Genomic DNA, 18,381 nt, shown 5'->3' on the forward strand with positions numbered 1-18,381 from the left:
CTCGATTTCCCGCAGACGGGCGGCGTTCTCCTCGGCAGACTGGGCGCGGCTTTCTTGGATGGACTGACGCAGCTCCTGGATGGATTGGCAGAGCTCCCGGATTTCTCGGCTGTTGGCAGCAGTCTGTTCAGCCGTCCAAGCCAGCAGTTGTTCCACCCGGTCTAAGCGGTCTTGGCTCTGACTATTCACTCCGATGCCTCGCCTTGTGATGCAATCGATAAACTCCATCCGATTATAAGTGAAGTTAAGCTCAGCCAAATAGGATAAGTGGAATGGTTATTCCCAGAGCCGCCGGATCGGAGACCGATGCAGCAACTGGTGGGCTTCGGCCAGCAACTCCGGGATAGGCAGATGTTCTGGGCAGCGGGGTAAGCAGTCACCGCATTCGGTACAGCGGTCGGCAAGTGACCCCGGAAACCAATGCCCAGCTTGGCCGAACATGTTGTAGCGGTACCGAGCAAACTCCGTCATTTCGTGGGCAATGGCCAAGTTGCGCAAACGCAGCACTTCGGGAATGTGGATCCCTTCTGGGCAGGGCAGGCAGGCGTAGCACTGGGTGCAGCGGCTGGATCCCAAGCGTTCCTGCTCGGCTTGGCGCAACCGCTCCTGAATCTGAGGGCCATCCACCCACCAACGGTCGGGATCCTGTAAAGCCGACAAGGCCACCTGTAGCTCCTCAGGATGAGTGATGCCCAGGCTGAGGGTGTGAACACGGGGATCCGCCAGCAAAAAACGATAGGCAAACTCCAAGGGGCTGAAAGGTGCACAGCACTCCTGCAGGTGTTGGGGCGGACGATAGAGCATTCCCCCTTTATCGGCAGGAGAAATGATGAACACGCCCATATCTTGCTGGGCAGCCGCTTCTAGGGCCGGTGCATTGCGCTGTTGGAAAAAGTGATAGTGCAAATTGACAAAGTCAAAGCATCCTGTCTGGATGGCCTGCAAAATTAACTCCAGGGATCCATGGGTGGAAAACCCAATGTGGCGCACCCAGCCTTCCTGCTGGAGCTGCTGGAGAATCGGCAGCCCTTTCTGCAGCACCCACTCCAGGTGTTCCGGCAGGTTGATGCCATGAAAGGCAAATTGATCCAAGTAATCCACCCGCAGACGGCGCAGGGATCCCTGAAGCCGCTCTCGCAACCCATCTGTGGGAGTGAGTTTGCTGGTCAGAATCAACTGATGGCGTGAAAAGGGCAGGGTTTGCAAAATCTCGCCCAAGAGCACCTCGGCATGGCCATAAGCCTGAGCCGTTTCGATGTGGTTGATCCCTGCGGCTAGGGCTGCCTCAACGGTTGCCTGAGCTTGATCCCTGGGCACATTGACCAAGCGCATGCTGCCCAGAGAAAAAACCGAGACCAGCTGTTGGGTGCGCCCAAAGCGACGGTAGAGCATTGCGGCTGAGGTGATGCCAGCAACTCCCATCAAATCACCCCCCAGAGGCGGGAGACAGCTTCAGATGGCCGGGCACAGGCATGGTTTCCCTCAGGAGGGGTTTTTGCCCAGCAGTTCTGCCGCCAGCAGGATCGCCTGCTTGAGGCTCTCGCATCGGGCCACCCCTTGGCCGGCAATGTCGAAGGCGGTGCCATGATCGGGAGAGGTGCGAACAAAAGGCAACCCAATTGTCAGGTTGACTGCCCGGTCAAAAGCCAGCATCTTCACCGGGATCAAACCTTGATCATGATAGAGAGCCAAGTAGGCATCTGCCACAGTTGGGGATCCCTGGCCATGCCAGGCTTGCGCGGGAGCCAGCCACATGGTGTCAGGGGGAAGCGGCCCCCAGATTTGGGCGTGGGCATAGGTGCGCAGCAGCTCGGTCAGCCATTCTTTTTCCTCAGATCCCAGTTGCCCCTGTTCGCCGGCATGGGGATTCAGGCCGGCTACTGCAATCACAGGATCCCGGATCCCAAAGGTGTGGCGCAGGGATCCCACCAGCACATTCAGCTTTGTCCGCACCCGCTCTGGAGTCAGCACGGTGGGCACTTGGCCGAGGGGAATATGGGTGGTGGCCAGCAAAACCCGCATCTGCCAACCGCTGTGGGGGGAACGGGCAACAAACATCATCCCGTAGTGCTCAGACCGACTCAGCTGGGCCAAAACTTCTGTTTGACCAGGGAACCGATGGCCGGCTCGATGCCAGAGATACTTGGCGATGGGCGCTGTCACGATCCCCTGAAACTCGCCCCGCAGCGTCTGTTCGACTGCCGTTTTCAGGTAAACAAAACTGACCCCACCACTGTCAGCATCCCCTTGACCAATACAGCCAGGCTGTAACCGAAAGCCTGTGTCGCATTCCAGCATCGGGATCCCTGCCGGATGGGCCAATGGAGCCGGCGACCGATCTCTCAGCAGGCGATAGGTGGCTTCTAGAACCTGCCGATCCCCTACAACCGTGATGTGGGCGCAAGACTGCACCTCAGGATCCGCCAGCGCCTTGAGCACAATTTCCGGCCCAATTCCCGCGGGATCCCCCAAGGTCAGCGCCAGTTTGGGCCGTGGAATGCTCATGGTGTCTTTTCTTGAGAAGACGGACGATCCCCATGTTCCAGGGGAAAGAGAGTGCTGAGGAAAGCTGTGGGGAAGGTCGCCATCCCTTTGAGCAAGAATTCTGAGCTCAGCCTATCAAGTCAGCTGCAAGGGGATCCATGCCGGCAAAATGGTTTAATGAGGGTTTAGCGATATTGAACCTCTATGGCCGAGACATTCCTTTACAACGCCTTGCGTGCTGCCCTCGACGAAGAAATGGCCCGGGATCCCAACGTATTTGTTTTGGGAGAAGATGTCGGCCATTACGGCGGCTCCTACAAAGTCACCAAAGACCTGTATCGCAAGTACGGGGAGATGCGCCTGCTGGATACCCCCATTTGCGAGAACAGCTTCACCGGCCTGGCCATCGGGGCAGCCATGACCGGCTTGCGCCCGGTGGTGGAAGGGATGAACATGGGCTTTCTGCTGCTGGCCTTCAACCAAATTGCCAACAATGCCGGTATGCTGCGCTACACTTCCGGGGGCAATTTCAAGATCCCGATGGTCATCCGCGGGCCGGGCGGGGTGGGTCGTCAGTTGGGAGCAGAACACTCGCAGCGGCTAGAGGCCTACTTCCAAGCGGTGCCCGGGCTTAAGATCGTGGCCTGTTCAACTCCCTATAATGCCAAGGGCTTGCTCAAGTCCGCCATCCGCGACGACAACCCCGTTCTCTTTTTCGAGCATGTGCTCCTGTACAACTTGAAAGAAGATCTGCCAGAAGAGGAATACCTTTTGCCTCTGGACAAAGCCGAAATCGTCCGATCCGGCTCCGATGTTACCCTGCTCACCTACTCCCGCATGCGCTACCACGTGCTCAAGGCCGTGGACACTTTGGTGCAGCAGGAGATCGACCCTGAGGTGATCGATTTAATCTCGCTGAAACCTTTAGATATGGGAACCATTGCCGCTTCGGTGCGCAAAACCCATCGGGTGATCATTGTTGAGGAAGACATGAAATCGGGTGGCATTGGGGCGGAACTGACAGCTCGCATCATGGAAGAACTGTTCGATGAGCTGGATGCGCCGGTGATGCGTTTGGCTTCGCAGGACATTCCCACCCCCTACAACGGCACGCTGGAGGCGGCCACCATCGTGCAACCTGCAGATATTGTGGCGGCGGTGGAGCGGCTCCTCTACGCGGATTAGAACCCCCAAAAATCCCTACAAAACAGCGCCGAAATCTATCTCCCAGCAACTTGCAAAATCCTCAGGGCAACCTTGCTAAGATTTCCATGGCAGGGATCCGGGAATATGCAAGGCGTACTGCTGATCCTCTACATGTTGGTTGTCAGTGGCCTGATTGCCGTTGTTGGGGATCGGGTGGGCTACCGCATTGGCAAAAAGCGCCTTACCTGGTTTAACCTGCGCCCCCGCCATACCGCCATTCTGGTGGCCGTGGTGACCGGCGTGAGCATCTCCGCCCTGACTTTGGGCACACTGCTGCTCCTCAACCGCTCTCTGTCGGAGGCCCTGTTCAGCTACACCAACCAAATTGCCCAGGCGGAGCAAGAGCTGCGGGCCCTCAACCGCCAAAAAGCCCTCTTGGAAGCGGAAAATGCCGCTCTCAGGGTTGAGCGAGACCACCTCAAGGTGGATCTGGATCAATTTCGCACCCAGCAGTCGGCAGCCCAAACCCGCCTGAGCGAAGTGCGCGATCAGCTGGCAGTGGCGCTGCAGGAGCGGCAGGAGGCGGAGGCCAAGCTGGCGGCAGCCAACGAGCAACTGGCCAAGGTGCAGCCCAGTTTGGATCGAGCCCATGCCGAGTTGGAGGCAGTGAAGGCAGAGGTGGAGTCGGCCCGCCAGGTGATCGCCACCCTGGAGTCGCAAAAACAAGCCCTGCAACTGGATCGGGATCAGCTGGAGCGCTCCCTGGATGTGGTGCAGGCGGCCTTAACCCAACTGGAGAACCAGAAAAACCAGCTTGAGCAGGAGATCGAGCAGCTCAACCAATTGGCGGTGCGGCTGCGGCGGGGGGAACTGGCCATCTTGGCGGGGGAAGTCTTGGCAACGGGGGTTGTGGAGGCTCCAAGGGGGGCAAAACCAGAGGCGATCCGGCGGCAGTTTGAGCACCTTTTGGCCCAGGCGGAACAGCGGGCCCTTGCCCTTGGATCCCAGCCCATGCCCCCTCTGGAAAACGCGATCTTGATCCGCCGCGAGGATGCCGATCAAGCCTTGGAGAAGTTGCAAGAGCCCGGTAGCTGGGCAGTGCGCATTCTCTCTGTTACCAACCGGCTCAAGGGGGAGCCTGTGCCTGTGCTCGTGCAGATTTACCCCAACCAGCGGATTTTCGCCAAGGGATCCGTGCTGGCCCACGGGGTGATTCAACCGGGTTTGAGCGAAAATCAGATCCAACAGCAACTGCTGGGGCTGCTGAACCAGGCCAATCAGCGCTCGCAAGAGGAGGGGCTTCTCTCGGATCCCATCACCGGCACTGTGGGGGAGTTCTCCCAGGTCAAGTTTCTGGAGGTTGTGCAGCATCTCCGCCAGAGCACCACCCCTCTGGATGTGAAGCTAGTTGCCGACACCGACATCTACACAGCGGGGCCATTGCGGGTGAGTTTTCTGATGGCAGAAGCTTCCGGTCAACCCGGCTCTTCTGGGGCTCAGCAGGCGGGGCGTCCTGAGGGATGACGGATCCACTCCACCCGGCAAGACTGAAGGGCCAACGAGTGCTGATCGGTTTCGACCCAGGGCGCGACAAATGCGGCATTGCTGTGGTGCAGGTGTTTACGCAAACGGAGCTGAAGGTTTTACACCGGGAGGTGGTCCCTTCCGCGGCAGCGCTGTCTAGACTACAAACGCTCCGGCAACAGTTTCAGGCGGAGCAAGTGATCCTGGGCAATCAGACGACGGCCCAAGCCTGGAAGTCTCAACTGGAATCGATCCTCCCCCCGCAGCAGATTGTCCTGGTGGATGAGCGGCACAGCTCCCAAGAGGCCCGTCAGCGCTACTGGGACTTTCACCCACCGCAGGGATGGGAGCGGCTGTTGCCCAAGGGGATGCGGGTGCCCGCCAAGGCTTACGATGATCTGGTGGCTCTCATTCTGGTGGAGCGGTACTGTCGTGGGCGAGATACGGCTGAGCCGGCGTGAGCTGCTGCAGGGGATCCTGCTGGGGCTGGTGGCAGCAGGATGTGGGGGGCCGGATGCGCACTTGCCTCTTATCGTGGCGCTTAAGCAAGGGATCCCTGCCAGTTTGCTCAACGAGTTTCGCCGCAGGACTCAGGCCCGCTTTCGGCTGCAACTGTTGGATAGTCGGGATCAGTTGTTGGCCTATCTGCAGCAAAGCGTTCAGCCGGCTGATCCGGCCTGGTGGGATCCGGGGGGATGGTTCCGGCGGCGGCTGCCGGTGGCGGCTTTGAGTTTGTTGGGGGCCGACGGATTGGATCGGGCCATTGCTGCCGGTTGGCTGGATCCGCTACCGGAAAGCCTGCTGGGAGAACGATGGCAGAATCTGGATCCCCGTTGGCAAGCTGCGGCACGCCGGGGAGGGCAGACTTGGGGTGTGCCCTGGCGCTGGGGGGTAACGGCCATTGCCTACCGCCGCGATCGGGTGAGGGAGCCCATTCGGGACTGGGCGGATCTGTGGCGGCCTGAGCTGGCCGGCAAACTGACTCTGCCGGATCATCCGCGGGAGGTGATTGGGCTAACCCTAAAGAAAATGGGCCGCTCCTACAACGATCCCCTCGACCCTGAGGATGTGGAATTACGGCAAGAGCTGGGATCCCTGCATCGCCAGGTTTTAACTTACACCTCTTCCGACTACCTGCCCATCTTGCGCTTGGCCGATAGCTGGGTGGCCGTGGGCTGGTCGCAGGATCTCTACGCCACCCAAGCCAACTACCCTGAGCTGGCAGTGGTGATCCCGGCCTCCGGATCCGCCATCTGGTGGGATGTCTGGGTGCGACCCCACGTCGAAGACCATGCCCACGAAGACAATGCCCACACAGAATCAACCCAGACAGATTCCGGATCCCTGTTGGCTGACTGGCTTGATTTTGTCTTGAATCCTGAATTTGCCCCCCGCTTGGTCAATCTGAGCGGGATCCCTTCGGTTTTGCCGCTGGATTTGGCTCAACTTGCCCCACGCCTGCAACGCAGAGCCGACTTGCAAATCTCCACTTGGCAACGCTCGGAGATCTGGCGCCCCCTGAGCTCAGCCGAAGCCGAGTCCTATCTCAACCTCTGGGATCAAATGCGGCGGGGCCTTTTGTAGAAACACAGCGAGCGCGAGCCCTCCACTCTGCAACACTTCGTCAAGGTCCGCAATGCTTCTGAGGAGCTGTGGTAGGATGCCTGCTGTCTGATGAGCCAGTTGCACTTGCATCGAGGAGAGCACCTTGAGTCTGAGAGTTGCTGTTGTGGGGGGCGGCCCAGCCGGAGCCTCTGCTGCCGAAGTTCTGGCCCAAGCTGGAATCGAGACCTTTTTGTTTGAGCGGAAGCTGGACAACGCCAAGCCCTGCGGGGGCGCCATTCCCCTCTGTATGGTCTCCGAGTTCGACCTCCCCGAGGGGATCATCGACCGCAAAGTGCGCAAGATGAAGATGATCTCCCCTTCTAACTATGAGGTGGATATCGCCCTCGAAAAAGAAAACGAGTACATCGGCATGTGCCGCCGCGAGATCTTGGATGCCTTCTTGCGCAATCGTGCCCACCAAAAAGGGGCGGAGCTGATCAACGGCAAGGTAATGCATCTGGAAATCCCCCAGAATGGCCGGGATCCCTACATCCTGCACTACAACGATTTTTCCGACGGATCGAGGCAAGGGGTGCCGCGTTCTTTGGCGGTGGATGTGGTGATCGGGGCGGATGGGTTTCACTCCAAGGTGGCAGAAGCCATTGGCGCTGGCGACTACAACTATGCGCTGGCCTTTCAGGAGCGCATCCGGCTCCCGGACGACAAAATGGCCTACTACGCAGAGCGGGCAGAAATGTATGTGGGGGACGATGTTTCTCCAGACTTTTATGCCTGGGTGTTTCCCAAGTCCAACCATGTAGCCGTGGGCACCGGCACCATGAGGGCAAACCAAGCCCACATCCAAAAGTTGCAAGCTGGGATCCGCGCCCGTGCTGCCGAGCGTATCCGCGGCGGCCAGGTGATCAAGGTGGAAGCCCATCCGATCCCAGAGCATCCCCGTCCGCGCCGTGTGGTGGGCCGTGCTGCTTTGGTGGGAGATGCGGCGGGATACGTCACCAAATCCAGCGGCGAAGGGATCTATTTTGCCGCCAAGTCAGGCCGCATGTGCGCCGAGACCATCGTCGAGACCTCCAACGGTGGGGCGCGCATCCCCAGCGAAGAGGATCTCAAGCTGTATCTTAAGCGCTGGGATCGCCAATACGGCCTGACCTACAAGGTCTTGGACATCCTGCAGCGGGTGTTCTACCGTTCCAATGCCACCCGCGAAGCCTTTGTGGAGATGTGCGCCGACCGGGACGTGCAGAGGATGACCTTTGACAGCTACCTCTACAAGACGGTGGTGCCCATGAGCCCTTGGGTGCAGTTCAAGATCACGGTCAAAACCTTGGGCAGCCTGATTCGTGGCAACGCTTTAGCCCCCTGAGACAACCCTACTGCCACTGGAAGGTCACCGTAACGCGATCCCAGTTGGCCTCGGTTTTCAGCACACTGGCGGAGGCCCTTTGTCCGGGGGGCACGTCGCTGGGCTCAAATGCTGCCACTCGCGTATCGACAACTTCTTCTCCCCGATAGAAGGTGAAACGAGCACGGGCGTTGAGAACCGTGCGGGTGCTGCGGTTGATCGCTTCCACGCTTAGGCGGCTACCGGCCCCCACTCGTTCTTCCCGAATGGATCCCACGATTACAAAATCTCCTGGGCTAGCGGCAGACTCGGCTGGAGTGGCGGTCGGAACTGGGGTGCCAGGCTGTGGGGCCGTCTCGCTTTGCTTGGGATCCGACTGCCTCAGCAGCTCCAAAACACGGGCCAACTCCTGCTGAAAGAAAACAAAGGCTTCCCGCGATTGGTTGGCCACCTGGGCCAAAATCAGTCGATCCGACTCCTCTACCGGAATTTCCAGAAGGGGAGCCGGTCCTTTTAGGGTGACTCGAATGCTGGCGACTTCTTGGTTGATGAACTTATCCAGGTAGGGAAAGATGTTGAGAATGCAGTCTTGAAAGGATCCCATCGGCATGATGCGATTGTTCGTCAGCACCAAGTCGGCCCGCTCACAGCTAGCCCGATCCTCCATATCAATTTCCAGGGGCACGCGAAAGGAGCCGAGGCTGGTGTTGGTGATGGTAACCCCAATGCCGTACACCTCCTGCCGCCAGCCATGAACGATCTCCAGGCTGGGGCTGGTGACTTCCTCGGTGAAATACTCTCCGGCCCAGGTCGGGGATCCCCACAGAGGCAGGGCCAGTAGCAGCACAGGGAAATGGCAGGTCAGTCTCCCCTTCACCTCAACCTTCCTTAACTCAACTCGCGGACTTTGGGGCAGAGCAGCGGTGTTTCTTGCTCCCCCGGGATGGCAATAGCCTAACCTAGGGTCGGCGCAAACCAGGGGGAGTCTTTGAATAATCTTTCCAACAATAACGGCTTTGAACTTCATCCGCTCTGCCCAAAGGGATAGCCCAGTACCCGTCTTCATCGAGCTGGGGGTTGCCTTTGCGGTGGATCCCAAGGGCCATTTTGTCGGGGCAGCGCCACCGGCTTTGCCGTTTTCCGCCTTGCCAAGCAAGGGATCCCGTCTGCGATAGGATCAGAAAGTTCAGAAAGTGCCAAAATCCTAAGAGCCTCAGATCGAGTGCGACCGTGTTCCTCACCTTCTCAGCAGTATGGCTAGATCCTCAGCGTCGTGGCTCAGTCGGCTCTCCTTTTTGCGAGGGCTGATCTTCATCTTGGCCGTGGTGGTTGCCCTCGTTTACTTGGGCTTCAGCCGGGAGGTTCGCCTTGGCCTTGACCTCAAGGGAGGAACCCAGCTCACGCTACAAGCTGTGCCCACCGAGGAGGTGCCTGAAATCACCCCCGAAGTGATGCAGGGGGTAGAGGCCGTCATCCAGCAGCGGATCAACGGGCTGGGGGTGGCTGAGCCTCTGGTGCAGATCAGCGGCCAAGACCGCCTGTTCGTGCAGTTGCCGGGGGTGGCGGATCCGGATCGGGCCATTGCTCTCCTTGGAGATACAGCCCAACTGGAGTTTCGCAAGGGCTTGGTTCCCGTCGGCGCGCTGCCCCGCAACGAGCGGGGAGAGATAACAGCGGGGGAGGATCCGGATACTCTGTTTGAGCGGGTCGGCCTCACCGGGGATCTGCTGCGCAATGCCTATCCCCAAGCCCCTCGCCGCGGATCCCAGAGTTGGGAGGTGCTGCTGGAGTTCAAGCCGGAGGGGGCAGAAAAATTTACTCAGCTCACCCGAGATCTGGCCGGAACAGAACGTCCATTGGGCATTTTTCTGGACGACGTGTTGATCAGTGCCCCGATCGTGGGGCCGGAGTTTGCCCGCACCGGCATTACCGGCGGGACGGCGGTGATCACGGGCAATTTTACGGTGGAAACCGCCACTGACTTGGCGGTCAAGCTCAGGGCAGGAGCGCTGCCGGTTCCCATTCAGGTGATTGAAAATCGCACTGTCGGGGCCACTTTGGGGGAAGTGAGCGTGCGCCGCAGCCTCTATGCCGGGATCGGGGGCCTGGTGCTGGTTTTCCTCTTTATGGTAGCCTACTATCGCCTGCCAGGGCTGATTGCGGACATTGCTCTGCTTATCTACGCCCTCTGTACCTTTGCTCTCTTCCAACTGCTGGGGGTAACCATGACTCTGCCGGGGATCGCCGGCTTTATCCTCAGCATCGGCATGGCGGTGGATGCCAATGTGCTGATCTTCGAGCGCATCAAAGAAGAGTTGCGGGCCGGCAAATCCATCTACAAGTCCATTTCGGAAGGGTTTAACCGCGCCTTCAGCAGCATCCTGGACAGCAATGTGACTACCCTTTTGGTCTGTGGCGTGCTTTTCTGGCTGGGGATGGGACTGGTGAAAGGGTTTGCGGTAACCCTGGGCATTGGCATTCTGGTGAGCTTCTTTACGGCCATCACCTGCACCCGTAGCCTGCTCTTGGCGGCAATGGGGATCCCCAGCTTGCGCAAACCTGAGTTTTACGGCGTTCGGATGGAGGCGGCCCAATCATGACGGCTCAAGAGCTATCCCCCGTAGATCCCGCCTCTCGGTTGCTCGACTATCGCTTCGACATTGTTGGACGGAGCAAGCTGTGGTTCAGCTTGTCCTTGGCGGTGCTGCTGGTGGGGCTGGTCAGCATGGCCTTTTCCCTGGCTTCTCTGGGAACTCCCCTGCGGCTGGGGTTGGATTTTTCCGGCGGCACCTTGCTGGATCTGAGCTTTGAGCGGCCTGTCACCACCGAGGAGCTGCGACGGGCGCTGCAGGAACACAACCTGGGGAGCAGCATCATTCAACTGGACACCCAGACGGGCCAGGAAGCCCTGATCCGCATGCCCCCTTTGTCGGAGACGGAGCGCTTGGCCGTGGAAGCCACCCTGCGGCAGGAGGTTGCCCCCTTCCAGCGCAACCTGGTGGAGACAGTGGGCCCGACGGTGGGTCGTCTGCTCTTGCGTTCCGGCATCGTGGCCGTGCTCATCTCTTTCGGCCTGATTGTGGTGTATCTGGCCCTGCGCTTTCAGTGGGATTACGCGGTGTTTGCCATTGTGGCGCTGCTGCACGATGTGGTGTTGACGATAGGGCTGTTTGCCCTTTTGGGCCTGACGGTGGGCATGGAGGTGGATAGCCTGTTTGTGGTGGCGCTGCTGACCATCATCGGCTTTTCTGTCAACGACACCGTGGTCATTTACGACCGCATCCGCGAAAACCTCCGCCTGGTGAGCCGCAAAGTCAGCTTCGCTGAGGTGGTGAACCTGTCTCTAAATCAAACTTTCGCCCGCTCCTTGAATACCACCCTGACGACGATGCTGCCCCTAGTTGCCATTGCCATTTTCGGGGGAGCTACCTTGAAGGGGTTTGCCATTGCCCTGCTCATTGGCTTTACTTTGGGGGTGTATTCCAGCATTTTTATCGCCAGCCCCCTGTTGGTGTGGTGGCGGCAGCAGCGCTATGGCAAAAGTAGCGAAGATGCCCGCGCAGGCAGGGATCCCGATTCACTTCCCTCTGAGGGCTAGGGCCCCGATATCGGAAAAATTGGGTCGATTGGGTGGGGATCTGTCGTTCGCGCTGAGACGGTGTCCTCTGGGTTCACCATTGCAGTCTTTGCCCATGGGAGATCAGGTAGCGCTGTAAATCGGCTATTTTGCCTTGCGGTACGATCTGAGCTGGGATCAGGCCGGGAGCTTGACTGCGCAGCCAAGCCACGGTCAGGCCTGCTGCCGAGCCGATGGTCCATTCACCGTAATGCACGCGGGTGGCGGCGTTGACAATGTGGCTGACGGCGATCCCTTTGCCGCCGATGAGCAGGTTATCCACCTTCTGCGGGATCAGGGCTTCCAAGGGAATGAGAATGGGACGGACGGAAAACTCGTTGACTGGCGCGGAGCTGGCCGAAAGAGAGGGCTCCCAGTTGCGGTAGCGACAGCCGTGGATATCGATGGCGTAGTGGGTAACCCCCACCACGGTAGGTCTGAAGTCCCGCCCCCCGGCGGTGCCGACGCGAATATCCTGCTCCAACATCAGGAACTCTGCTTGGCCGTAGGCAGCTCGCCCCAGGATGCGCCGACCTTCGCGGATGTAGGGGTAGAGGCTAAGGCCAGAGCGAGTGCCCAGCAAGGACTCTTCGGCAAACACCAAGGAGAGGGGATAGCCAGAGCGGGATTGGGTTTCCATCAGCCACTCGGCAAACAGCAGGGCGTGGTTTTCTCCATCTTTGATGGCCGAGACATCCAGGCCCCCCAGCCAGTTGTGGCGCTGCCCTGAGGCCACTAGCCGCTCTTCCGTCAGGATCAGGGGCGGGTTCATGATCCCCCAGTCGTTGCCGCGGTTCCAGTTCACCAGCGTCAGGTCGCCTGGAACAGGCGTGCTGTAGAAGGGATCCCGGCGACCCTTGCTGACGATGCGGCGGTAATTGAAAAAGCTCTGGCCGCTGAAGGTGGGGAAACCTTCCATGTCGAACTCGCGGCGGTGTTCGGCGCGGGAATAGCCCAGCTGCAGTTGGGCCAGCTCGGCGCGGGAGCGACCGCCATCGTCGTGGATGGCCAGCACGAAGGGAAAGGCAAAGGCTTGAGTACACTCCGGGTTGCTGGCGGGGGCGGCATTGGGCTCTCCGGTCACGTCTCGCCCTTCCGAACCCAGCCGATAGGGGATCCCGGCCCAGCCCACCAGCTCTCCGGTATCGGTGGCATCGATCACGAAGAATGGGCGGCCTGGCGGCGCTTGTAGACGCAGCACTCGCTTGGCGAACACCTCCGTTTCCTGCCAACTGTACCAGCTCACCAGCTCCCGCCACAGCCGTCCCGGTGGGACAAAATCGGGATCCCGGGGTTGCCGCTGCACAGCATAAATGCTTTCAATCCGGGATCCATCGGCGCTGAAGGTGGCCCCCTTAAAAGCCGTTTGGGTAGCCCAGCGGCTGTTGGGGGCATTTTGAGCTGCCTGTTGCAGCCAGGTTTCCACCGCCTGCAGCCCGGCCTGGGGCGGAAAACACAGCCCTCCCACCCAGCAGCTGTTGATCTCGGATACGCGGGTTCCCGGCGGGATCCCTGTCCAGGCCGGCAGATGCACCGGCTGGCTTTCGATCAAGGCCTTGAACTCCAGCCAGTGGCGGGAAAAATTGCCCCGCTGCCGCATCGGCAGCGATTCATCAATGGCCGATACCCCCTGGGAGGTAATCTGACCCCCCAGCCAAGGGGTGAGCTCGATGAGACAGGTCTGCACCCCCCCTCGCATGGCATGGCCTGCCGCTGCCACCCCTCCCAGGGATCCCCCCACCACCTCCAGCTCTCACTCCCAATTCTCGTCCCGCTGCGGCAAGGGATCCAACAAAGGGCCAACCGTGGGCGGTAAAACGGGGCACCTCCGGCTCGGAGACGGCAACAGGGGATCCCACCTCTGGCTGGGAGAGGGCGGCAAACCCCATCCCGGCCACAAAGCTCAGCAACGACAGGATCCCCAGCCCCACAGTTCGCTTGGGCTCAGATCCCCGGCACGCCGCAGCCGTCTTTTTGCCAGCCATGCTCACTCACACCCCCGGCCTTTCCCCGGCAGGAGAAATCCCCTTGAGAATAGCTGAGGAAACCGACATTGAGGCCAGCCAGGATCCCTGCCACAGGGCATAATGGGCTAGCAACTTTTTAACGGCAACGGCGGGATCCCATGGGACGGGCAAAGAAGGTGGTATTGGCCTATTCAGGCGGGGTGGATACTTCCGTCTGCATTCCCTATCTCAAGCACGAGTGGGGGGTGGAATCGGTGGTGGCCCTGGCAGTCGACTTGGGGCAGGGGGCGGAGCTGGAGGCCATTCAGGCCAAAGCCCTCAGGGCGGGGGCAGAGCAATCTCTGGTGCGGGAGGCTGTCCAGGCCCTCATTACCGACTATGCCTTCCCGGCCATCCAGGCCAACGCCCTCTACGAGCAGCGCTACCCCCTTTCCACGGCCCTGGCCCGACCCCTGATTGCCAAGCTGCTGGTGGAAGTGGCGGAAGAGGTGGGCGCCGATGCGGTGGCCCACGGCTGCACCGGCAAAGGCAACGACCAGGTGCGCTTTGATCTGGCTATTGCTGCTTTAAATCCCCAGCTCAAAGTGTTGGCCCCTGCCCGCGAGTGGGGGATGACCCGCGAGGAGACCATTGCCTATGGGGAGCGCTACGGGATCCCCATGCCCGTGCAGAAGTCCAGCCCCTACAGCATCGACCTCAACATTTTGGGCCGCAGCGCTGAAGCCGGCATCCTAGAAGATGCCGACCGGGAGCCGCCGGAGGAAGTGTATGCCCTCACCCGGCCTATTTCCCAGACACCCGACGAGCCCGCCTACGTGGAGATTGAGTTCGAGCAAGGGATCCCTGTCGGGGTGGATGGGCAGCGCCTCAGTCCCAAAGCCCTCTTCGAGCAGCTCAACTCCTTAGCTGGCCTGCATGGGGTGGGCCGCATCGACATGATTGAAAACCGCCTGGTGGGGATCAAGTCGCGGGAGATCTACGAGTGCCCTGCTCTAATGGTCTTGATCCAAGCCCACCGCGAGCTGGAAAGCCTCACCCTCACCCGCGATGTCATTCATTACAAGTACGGCATCGAGACCACCTACAGCCAGTTGATCTACAACGGCCTTTGGTACTCGCCGCTGCGGGAGGCTCTGGACGCCTTTATCCGCGCCACCCAGAAAAGCGTCACCGGTGTCGTGCGGATGCGGTTGCACAAGGGCCAGGCGGTCTGTGTGGGCCGTCGCTCCCCTTATTCCCTCTACAACCCCGAGCTGGCCACCTACGGCGCAGGAGACCAGTTCGACCACAAAGCGGCAGAAGGCTTCATCTACGTCTGGGGTCTGCCCACCCGTGTCTGGGCCCAGGTGCACCGGGGCCACGACTCCCATCCTGGCCTCAGTGGTGATTAAGCACTCCTGCGTGGTCGTTTAGAGGCTTTTGAGGTTCTCAATGGAGCAACAATGGGCTCTCTTCTCCGGATTGCCTGAGCAGATTGGTGGGCCTTTGGCTAGCCTGTCGGAGTCGAAATCAACATAGTGATTCTCAGGTTAAGGTGAGACCCCTGGGCCATTGATCGCGCCAGCGGGACGGAGTCCTTGAAAAGCCTTCTGGCCCCGTGCAGTCAACATTTTAGGTGTGGGTACAGCGGCCTAGTTTGAGTCGAAATGACCATAAACACCCTGAAAGCCTGCCGATGAACACCGACTGCCTTTGGGTTACTACAGTGGAGCACATCGTGCTGCCTATGATCAACGTTGGTTACATCCAGTTACTCCGCGAATACAAGGGCTTAAGCCAGGCCGATCTGGCTAACAAAGTTGGGCTGCCCCTGCAGGCCATTGCGGCCTGTGAGAAAGGGGAGTGCATGCCCTCCATTGGTCAGTTGGCTGCTGTTGCCCGTGCGCTGGGGGTGCCGCTTGAGGTCTTCTTCGAACAAAATGCCGCTTGTCCCCCACCGCCCGACTGTGATGGCCAGGCCAAGTCCAAGGGATCCATCCCGCCAGCGCAGACGGAACCGACTCTGTTATTTAGAGCAGATGACCCAAAAGTTCTCACCCCCGCGCTCAAAGCTCTGGTGCTTAAGCGAGCCCTAGCCTATGCCGAGATCGAGGAGGAGATTGGTGAGGTTGCTGTGTCACCGCCCCAAATGCCGGTGGAGACCTATGATCCGCATGCAGTGGAGCGCTACGCTGGGGACGTGCGAGACTTTCTAGGGGTAGAACATGCTCCTCTGGGAGATGTCATTGCCCGACTTGAGGAGCGCGGTTTGAAGATCCTCCTGACCCCCCTGCCAGCCCGTGTCAGTGGGCTCTCAGCTTACACCGAGTCGCTTGGAGCAGTTATCGTCGTCAACGACAATCACCCTGTTGAACGGCAGTTTTTCACCGCTCTACACGAGTTGGCTCACCTCATCTGCCATCGCCAGGACTTCGCGCACCCAGAAAAGGCTGTGGATGGCAAGCTGTTCGTGACAGCGGTGCGGAGCACTAGGGAGAAACTCGCCAACCATTTGGCCGGGGCAGTGCTGCTGCCGCGTGACGTCCTTGAGCGAGAACTTCAGGCATTCCGCCACCGCTGGGTTCCTGAGGCCATGCTGCTTGACCTCAAGCTCCGCTACGGCGTCAGCATGCGAACTGTCCTGGTGCGAGCCGCTCAAATTGGTATCATTTCTCGCAAGCAATGTGGCCAACAGATCGGTGTACTGAACAAGAAATACGGAAAAGACAAAGAGCCGCTTGAGCTACGGCGCGAGTTTTACAACCCGGCTTGGCAGAACGACCAGAGCCAACTGCCCAAATCCCGCCTTGAGCGGCTGGTGTTTCAGGCTCTCTCCCTTGAGGTTGTGAGCGCTTCCCGAGCTGCAGAAGTGCTGGGGGTTTCAATGGAGTATATCCGCAAGCGAGCTTCGTTTTGGTGGTCGAACGGCGCAAGTGCTCTTTAGCAGCCCCTAATGACCTTGCTTTCTGACGCCAACATCCTCATTGACTTCGCCAAGGTTGGGGGGCTGGAATCCTTAGCGAGGTTGGCAAGTCTGGAGGTGCTTGACGTGGTACTGGCAGAAGTCGATGACCCTTGCAAGTCCCAGGTTCTTGCTTTGGGCGTGCAGGTTGTCCAGGTGCAGGAAACGTGGCTTCCAGAGGCAATGGTTCTGAAGAAAAGTGGGTTGTCGATAGCTGACGCATTGTGTCTTCACTACTGCCGTACCAGCAGCTCTACGCTCCTCTCCAACGATGGCCGGTTGCGCAGAGCTTGCGCGGAGAGCGGCGTTGTCGTCCACGGCAGCCTTTGGGTAGTGTGTGAGCTCTATAACCAAAAGGTTTGTCTGCCGGAGGTACTGTGCAACTGGCTGGATCGCTGGGAGAAGGAGTTGAAAGCTCGCCTCCCTGCTGACGAGTTGGCCCAGGTGCGACAGGTTTTAGGATGTATCTCAGGTTCGTAGCGCCAGCACCCACCCTCAAGTCCCGGCAGTCCAGGTGTTGCCGTACTCGATCTGCTCGGGGGTGAGGCTGTCGATTTGGATCCCCATGGCCTTGAGCTTGAGGCGGGCGATGGCCTCGTCCACCTCGAGAGGAATGGGGTGAAGCCCTGGGGCCAAGCGGCCCCGGTTTTTCACCAGGTATTCGCAGGCCAGGGCCTGGTTGGCAAAGCTCATGTCCATGACGCTGGCGGGGTGCCCTTCGGCAGCAGCCAAGTTAATCAGGCGGCCTTCCCCCAGCACCACCACTGACTTGCCCGATTGGAGACGATATTCCTCGACAAAAGGCCGCACCGTCTGTCGGGAGACCGACCGCTCCTGCAGCGCCACCAGGTCGATTTCAATGTCAAAGTGGCCGGCGTTGCAGACCATCGCCCCATCCTTCATGCGGTCGAAGTGCTCGCCGCGAATCACGTGCTTGTTGCCGGTGACGGTGATGAAGATGTCCCCCAGAGCAGCGGCTTCTTCCATCGGCATCACCCGGAAGCCGTCCATCACCGCCTCCAGAGCCCGCACCGGGTTGACTTCCGTGACAATCACCTGGGATCCCATGCCGCGGGCCCGCATGGCCACTCCCTTGGCGCACCAGCCGTAGCCAGCCACCACCACCGTCTTCCCGGCCAGAAGGATGTTGGTACAGCGCAGGATCCCGTCCAGGGTGGATTGGCCGGTGCCGTAGCGGTTGTCGAACAGGTGTTTGGTCTCGGCGTCGTTGACGGTCATCACCGGGAAGCTGAGCACCCCCGCCTTGAGCATGGCCCTAAGGCGCACCAGGCCAGTGGTGGTCTCTTCCGTGGTGCCGATGAGCTCCGACAGTTGCTCCTGACGGTGCTGCACCAGCTCCGCCGTCACATCTCCGCCATCGTCGATAATCAGGTTGGGGCGGTGATCTAGGGCAATCTGGACATGGCGGCGGTAGGTGGCCACATCTTCTCCTTTGAGGGCAAACACCGAAATGCCATGGTCCGCCACCAGGCTGGCGGCCACATCGTCTTGGGTGGAAAGGGGATTGCTGGCAATGAGAACGCTATCCGCCCCCCCTGCTTGTAGAGCCAGGGCCAGGTTGGCCGTTTCGGTCGTAATGTGGCAGCAGGCCACCAAGCGCAGCCCGGCAAAGGGCTTTTCTTGAGCAAAGCGCTCCCGGATCTGGGCCAGCACCGGCATCTCCCGCGCCGCCCACTGGATCCGTTGCTTGCCCAGGGGGGCGAGGTTCAGATCTTTCACTTCATGCTTCGGGAGAGACAGGGTAGCGCTGGTCATCGAGTGTTGCTCCAAACAG

At 59.8% G+C, this 18,381-nt stretch carries 17 protein-coding genes and 1 pseudogene; 11 read left to right on the forward strand and 7 right to left on the reverse strand.

The features are described from left to right. From NW805_RS02950 to pdxA, 3 genes and pseudogenes are all read right to left on the reverse strand, one after another. Positions 1-189 (reverse strand): annotated as a pseudogene (locus NW805_RS02950) (hypothetical protein); the annotation flags it as partial. A gap of 87 nt (positions 190-276) precedes the next feature. Further along, on the reverse strand, positions 277-1,392 hold the full coding sequence (locus tag NW805_RS02955) for an aldo/keto reductase (protein WP_414421704.1): 1,116 nt from the start codon (positions 1,390-1,392) through the stop codon (positions 277-279). Positions 1,393-1,482: 90 nt separating this feature from the next. Further along, positions 1,483-2,505 carry a 4-hydroxythreonine-4-phosphate dehydrogenase PdxA gene (pdxA, locus tag NW805_RS02960; RefSeq protein WP_414388628.1) on the reverse strand — a complete coding sequence of 341 codons (1,023 nt, stop codon included), beginning with the start codon at positions 2,503-2,505 and terminating at the stop codon, positions 1,483-1,485. Between the two features lie 183 nt (positions 2,506-2,688). Here pdxA and NW805_RS02965 point away from each other — a divergent pair, with 183 nt between their 5' ends. The 5 genes from NW805_RS02965 (at position 2,689) to chlP (ending at position 8,083) form a co-directional block, all read left to right on the forward strand. Then, positions 2,689-3,669 carry an alpha-ketoacid dehydrogenase subunit beta gene (locus tag NW805_RS02965; RefSeq protein ID WP_414331610.1) on the forward strand — a complete coding sequence of 327 codons (981 nt, stop codon included), beginning with the start codon at positions 2,689-2,691 and terminating at the stop codon, positions 3,667-3,669. A 105-nt stretch (positions 3,670-3,774) separates the two neighbouring features. Next, positions 3,775-5,154: a DUF3084 domain-containing protein gene (locus NW805_RS02970; RefSeq protein WP_414406884.1), complete on the forward strand. Its 1,380-nt coding sequence runs from the start codon at positions 3,775-3,777 to the stop codon at positions 5,152-5,154. Further along, positions 5,151-5,615 (forward strand): Holliday junction resolvase RuvX, encoded by a 465-nt coding sequence (ruvX, locus tag NW805_RS02975; RefSeq protein ID WP_414409254.1) that lies wholly within the window; start codon positions 5,151-5,153, stop codon positions 5,613-5,615. Before NW805_RS02970 ends, ruvX begins: the two co-directional genes overlap by 4 nt. Continuing rightward, complete coding sequence (locus tag NW805_RS02980) at positions 5,587-6,738, forward strand: extracellular solute-binding protein (protein WP_414421594.1); 1,152 nt, start codon at positions 5,587-5,589, stop codon at positions 6,736-6,738. The genes ruvX and NW805_RS02980 overlap by 29 nt, the downstream gene beginning before the upstream one ends. Positions 6,739-6,862: 124 nt before the next feature. Beyond that, positions 6,863-8,083 carry a geranylgeranyl reductase gene (chlP, locus tag NW805_RS02985; protein WP_414331046.1) on the forward strand — a complete coding sequence of 407 codons (1,221 nt, stop codon included), beginning with the start codon at positions 6,863-6,865 and terminating at the stop codon, positions 8,081-8,083. 7 nt (positions 8,084-8,090) lie between these two features. Here the strand turns inward: chlP and NW805_RS02990 are convergent, their stop codons facing one another. Continuing rightward, positions 8,091-8,939, reverse strand: a complete 849-nt coding sequence (locus NW805_RS02990; RefSeq protein ID WP_414421595.1) for a hypothetical protein — start codon at positions 8,937-8,939, stop codon at positions 8,091-8,093. A 139-nt stretch (positions 8,940-9,078) separates the two neighbouring features. Between NW805_RS02990 and NW805_RS02995 the strand changes: the two genes are divergently transcribed. From NW805_RS02995 to secF, 3 genes are all read left to right on the forward strand, one after another. Beyond that, a complete protein-coding gene (locus NW805_RS02995; protein WP_414421596.1) occupies positions 9,079-9,237 on the forward strand; it encodes a hypothetical protein in 159 nt (52 codons plus the stop codon). A 78-nt stretch (positions 9,238-9,315) separates the two neighbouring features. Beyond that, on the forward strand, positions 9,316-10,662 hold the full coding sequence (secD, locus tag NW805_RS03000; RefSeq protein WP_414331113.1) for a protein translocase subunit SecD: 1,347 nt from the start codon (positions 9,316-9,318) through the stop codon (positions 10,660-10,662). Further along, entirely contained in the window at positions 10,659-11,660 is a 1,002-nt protein-coding gene (gene secF / locus NW805_RS03005; protein ID WP_414421597.1) for a protein translocase subunit SecF, read from the forward strand. Before secD ends, secF begins: the two co-directional genes overlap by 4 nt. 73 nt (positions 11,661-11,733) lie before the next feature. On the opposite strand, the gene NW805_RS03010 is transcribed toward secF, so the two are convergent. Further along, positions 11,734-13,398 (reverse strand): FAD-dependent oxidoreductase, encoded by a 1,665-nt coding sequence (locus tag NW805_RS03010; RefSeq protein ID WP_414421598.1) that lies wholly within the window; start codon positions 13,396-13,398, stop codon positions 11,734-11,736. Beyond that, positions 13,292-13,663 carry a hypothetical protein gene (locus NW805_RS03015; protein WP_414421599.1) on the reverse strand — a complete coding sequence of 124 codons (372 nt, stop codon included), beginning with the start codon at positions 13,661-13,663 and terminating at the stop codon, positions 13,292-13,294. The genes NW805_RS03010 and NW805_RS03015 overlap by 107 nt, the downstream gene beginning before the upstream one ends. Before the next feature lie 140 nt (positions 13,664-13,803). Between NW805_RS03015 and NW805_RS03020 the strand changes: the two genes are divergently transcribed. The 3 genes from NW805_RS03020 to NW805_RS03030 all read left to right on the forward strand — a co-directional run bounded on the left by NW805_RS03020 (position 13,804) and on the right by NW805_RS03030 (position 17,066). Then, positions 13,804-15,036: an argininosuccinate synthase gene (locus NW805_RS03020; RefSeq protein WP_414383362.1), complete on the forward strand. Its 1,233-nt coding sequence runs from the start codon at positions 13,804-13,806 to the stop codon at positions 15,034-15,036. 335 nt (positions 15,037-15,371) lie between these two features. Further along, the gene (locus NW805_RS03025; protein ID WP_414357747.1) at positions 15,372-16,568 is read left to right on the forward strand and encodes an ImmA/IrrE family metallo-endopeptidase; all 1,197 of its coding nucleotides are present in this window, start codon (positions 15,372-15,374) and stop codon (positions 16,566-16,568) included. 9 nt (positions 16,569-16,577) lie between these two features. Beyond that, entirely contained in the window at positions 16,578-17,066 is a 489-nt protein-coding gene (locus NW805_RS03030; RefSeq protein WP_414421600.1) for a hypothetical protein, read from the forward strand. A gap of 15 nt (positions 17,067-17,081) precedes the next feature. Here the strand turns inward: NW805_RS03030 and ahcY are convergent, their stop codons facing one another. Next, positions 17,082-18,362: an adenosylhomocysteinase gene (gene ahcY, locus NW805_RS03035; protein WP_414351063.1), complete on the reverse strand. Its 1,281-nt coding sequence runs from the start codon at positions 18,360-18,362 to the stop codon at positions 17,082-17,084. Between the last annotated feature and the right edge of the window lie 19 nt (positions 18,363-18,381).

It is taken from the genome of Synechococcus sp. W60.1 (genome assembly GCF_047461575.1).
GTDB lineage: Bacteria > Cyanobacteriota > Cyanobacteriia > Thermostichales > Thermostichaceae > Thermostichus.